This window comes from Actinomadura sp. HBU206391, assembly GCF_014323665.1.
Lineage (GTDB): Bacteria > Actinomycetota > Actinomycetes > Streptosporangiales > Streptosporangiaceae > Actinomadura_C.
Window position 1 is genome coordinate 1 of sequence record NZ_JABVEB010000425.1, and the last position, 3,406, is coordinate 3,406.

Sequence of the window (3,406 nt, forward strand, 5' to 3'; positions counted from 1 at the left end):
GCCATCTCCGGCGGACTGCTCATCGGGCTGTCGGTGTTCCAGGCCGAGTACGACTTCGGCGTGCCGCAGTTCCGCCTGGTCCACCAGCCCTTCCTGATCGCGGTCGCCGCAGGGTGCGCCCTGGTGGCGGCCCGCCTGTGGATCGGCCGCGGCGGTGCCCTGCTCGCGGTCGTCTTCTACATGCTGGTACGAGGTGGCGTCTCGTGGGTCGTCGCGGAGGTCATCGGTGAACTGTGGGCCGCGGTGCCGCTCTACTTCGCCGAGGCACTGTGCGTGGAACTGGCCGCCCTGCTGCTGGCCCGCCGGGCACTGGCGCTCGGAGCGGTGAGCGGCCTCCTGATCGGAACGGTCGGATTCGGCGCCGAGTACGCCTGGAGCCAGGTGGCCATGCGATCACCATGGACCGGCGACGTGCTCGCCGAAGGCATGGTGATGGCGGTGGTGGGCGGCGTCGCTGGCGGACTGCTGGGCGCGCTGCTGGCCATGGGCGTACAAGGCCGGCTGCCCCGGCCCGCCGTCGCCCGGTCGATCTTCGCGGCGGCGCTCGTCGCGATCGCCGCGGCCGTCGCCAACGGCCTCGTCATCAACGTGCCGCACAATGTGCTGGTGTCGGCCACGCTCACCGACGTCAGCGTGGCCGGCCGACAACGCAGTGCCGAAGCCCGCATCACCATCTCTCCCGCCGGCGCCGTGCGGAAGCCCGCCTGGGTGACGATCACCGCCTGGCAGGGCGGCGGCCTGCACGTCGACCGGCTCGTCCCACTGAAGGACGGGACCTACCGGACCAGCCGCCCGATGCCGCTCTCCGGCTCTTGGAAGACCATGGTCCGGTTGCACGACGGCCGGTCCCTGAGCGCGGTGCCCATCTATCTCCCCGCCGATCCCGCGATCGGCGCCGAGCCTCTGCCCGCGCCGGAGCGGTTCACCCGCCCAGCGCAAGGCGAGCGACGAGTGCTGCAACGTGAGCTCAAGAGCGACGTCGCCGCTCCGGTCTGGACTGCGGCCTCGGCGATCGTGCTGTGCTGCACGCTGATCCTGGTGGCCGCCCTGGGATGGGGCGTCGCCCGGGTCTCCCGCCGATGGCCCGGCGCCGATGAGGCCATGCCGGTCACGGCCGCGGAGGCGCAGCCGTGACCGTGCCGGAGGCGCGGCTCGGGGGCGGCCCGCTGGCGGCCCATTCGGCTGTCAGCGCCATCCCCTTCTTCGTGCCGACGATCGTCGTGGTCGCCGTCATCGTCGTGGTGATCTGGCGTGATCGGCGCCGCCACCCCGTGGAGGACACCGACGCGGTCGGCGCCGATCCCGATGGCCCGGACCCGCGGAGTGGCCCTCGACCGGGGGACTAGGCGCTCGCCCGCGCCGGCTCAGCGGGCCCGGTGGTGGCGGTCGCGGCGCGGCTCGGTGTCGGACGGCCGGTGGGCGGTGCCGTGATCGGGGGACACGGCGGCGGCGAGCTGATCGCCGAACTCGGTGCGCACCTCGGCCTCCATACACCGGGCGAGGAGGCCCTCGACCGCGAGCTGGGCGAGCGGTCGCAGGCGCTGGACGTAGGCGGCCGCCTCTGAGATGTCCTCCCGGGTGAGCAACTGCTCAGGTCGCAGGTTGCCGTGTTCGCGGGCGAGATCGACGAAGCGGCGTGCGATGACCGTGCAGTCCTCCCGGATGCGTCCGGCGATCTCGAAGACGGCCGGCAGCGGTATCCCCGCTGCGACGAGTTCGGCACCGACATGCAGCAATCGCGGGCTGGGCACCTTGAACCGATCGGCTCCCTCGGCCTCCAGGAAGCCGTGTTCCTCGGCCAGCCGTAGCAGGGCGGAGGCGTCCTCGCCGTCCGGGTCGATGCCGAAGATCTCTGCGAGCTCGGCGGCATCGACATGATCGGCGATCTCATCCGACCAGGGGTCGGTGAGCACCTTCTCCAGACCGAGCAGATCCCTGATATCCCGGCCCCGCTCCCACGCGGAGATCAGCTCGGCGATGGTGGCGAGGGTGTGACCGCGACCCAGAAGCTGGCCGATCAACCGGAGCCGGGCCAGGTGCGAGTCGTCGTACAGCCCGACGCGCCCCTGCAGGCGGGGCGGCGGAAGCAGGCCCCGGTCCTGGTAGGCCCGTACGTTCCGCACCGTCGTTCCGGCGGCATGGGCGAGATCGTCGATTCGGAATACGGACATGCCACCGCATCTGTTGCCGGGATCATCGTTGTCAATGCGGATGCTACCCGCGCCGGGCAAGGCGCTGATCACGCGTGGTACGAAAATCTGTTGTGGTTCGGCCATTCGACAATGACCCTGTGCAGTGACAATAAAGACAAAATAGATGACGGTAAAGACCTGCGCCCGAGAGGACACGAGGAGGCGGATGGAGAGCCAGCCGACCCCGCTCTACTACCAGCTCAAGATGCGCCTCCTGGAGGAGATCCGCAGCGGGGCCTACGGCAGCGATGGCCGACTGCCGACCGAGCACGAGCTGTGCGCGCGGTACGGGTTGAGCCGCACGCCCGTGACGAGGGCGCTGTCCGAGCTCGCCCACGAGGGGGTCGTGCTGCGCCGCCGCCGCCGCGGCACGTTCGTCAATCCGGGCTGGCTGCGCCGGAGCAGTACGCAGGCGCCCGAGCTTCGCCTCGTCGTTCCCGGCGGCGCCTGGCCGGACCACCTGCGTGAGGCGGCGGGCCGGGACGTCTCCCTGTCGATCACAGCGGTCGAGCTGCCGCACGTGCACGACGTGCTGCTCCGCGCGATCGCCGAGGGGAACGGCCCCGACCTGGCCGTGGTCGACTCGGTGCACCTCGCCGAGTTCGCACGGTCGGGGTTCCTCATGCCGCTCGACGACCTCGACGGGGAATGGATCGCCCGTGAGCACGACACGGACTTCCTGTCGCCCTTCGCCGAGGCGTACCGGTTCGGCGGGCACACCCTCGCCGTGCACGCCCACGCCGACGCCGCCGGTCTGTGGCTTCGGCGCGACCTCCTCGAGGGCTCCGAGCCCCCGGCGGACTGGCGAGGGCTGCGGACCCTGGCCCGGCGGCTCACGACCGGACGGGCGCGGGACTTCCGGCCGATGGTCATGTCAGGCGGGCCGGCCGCCGCCGAGACGACGACGTACTGCCTGACCGCCCTGCTCGCGTCCAACGGCGCGACCGTGCTGTCGCCCGGCGCGGTCACGCTCGACAGCCCGGCCGCGGTCGAGGCCATGCGCTTCCTGCGGCGACTGGTCGACGACGGTGCGCTGCCGGCCGAGGTGACGGCCTACGACAAGCATCGTGCGCCCCGGCTGCTGGCCGGCGGCGCGGCCGGGATCTGCCTGGGCGGGAGCTACGACGCCGAGGAGATCGCCGCCGAGGCCGGGCTCGACATGGAGGAGGTGTACGAACGGTTCGTCTTCGCCCCGATGCCGCCAGGGCCGCACG

Annotated in this window: 3 protein-coding genes and 1 pseudogene; 3 read left to right on the forward strand and 1 reads right to left on the reverse strand. The window is 71.7% G+C overall.

The window, feature by feature from the left end:
* Positions 1 to 1,134 (forward strand): annotated as a pseudogene (locus tag HKK72_RS37675) (hypothetical protein); the annotation flags it as partial.
* Positions 1,131 to 1,346, forward strand: a complete 216-nt coding sequence (locus HKK72_RS37680) for a hypothetical protein (protein WP_187239173.1) — start codon at positions 1,131 to 1,133, stop codon at positions 1,344 to 1,346. The pseudogene HKK72_RS37675 and the gene HKK72_RS37680, both read left to right, overlap by 4 nt.
* An 18-nt stretch (positions 1,347 to 1,364) precedes the next feature.
* Here the strand turns inward: HKK72_RS37680 and HKK72_RS37685 are convergent, their stop codons facing one another.
* Positions 1,365 to 2,171 carry a MerR family transcriptional regulator gene (locus tag HKK72_RS37685; RefSeq protein WP_187239171.1) on the reverse strand — a complete coding sequence of 269 codons (807 nt, stop codon included), beginning with the start codon at positions 2,169 to 2,171 and terminating at the stop codon, positions 1,365 to 1,367.
* A 187-nt stretch (positions 2,172 to 2,358) separates the two neighbouring features.
* Between HKK72_RS37685 and HKK72_RS37690 the strand changes: the two genes are divergently transcribed.
* Positions 2,359 to 3,406, forward strand: a 1,048-nt coding sequence (locus HKK72_RS37690; RefSeq protein WP_187239172.1) for an extracellular solute-binding protein, incomplete at its 3' end; no start/stop codon positions are given.

Excerpts from the sequence above, each read along its gene's own strand:
- HKK72_RS37685 (WP_187239171.1), bottom strand. The coding sequence starts at position 2,171 with ATGTCCGTATTCCGAATCGACGATCTCGCCCATGCCGCCGGAACGACG.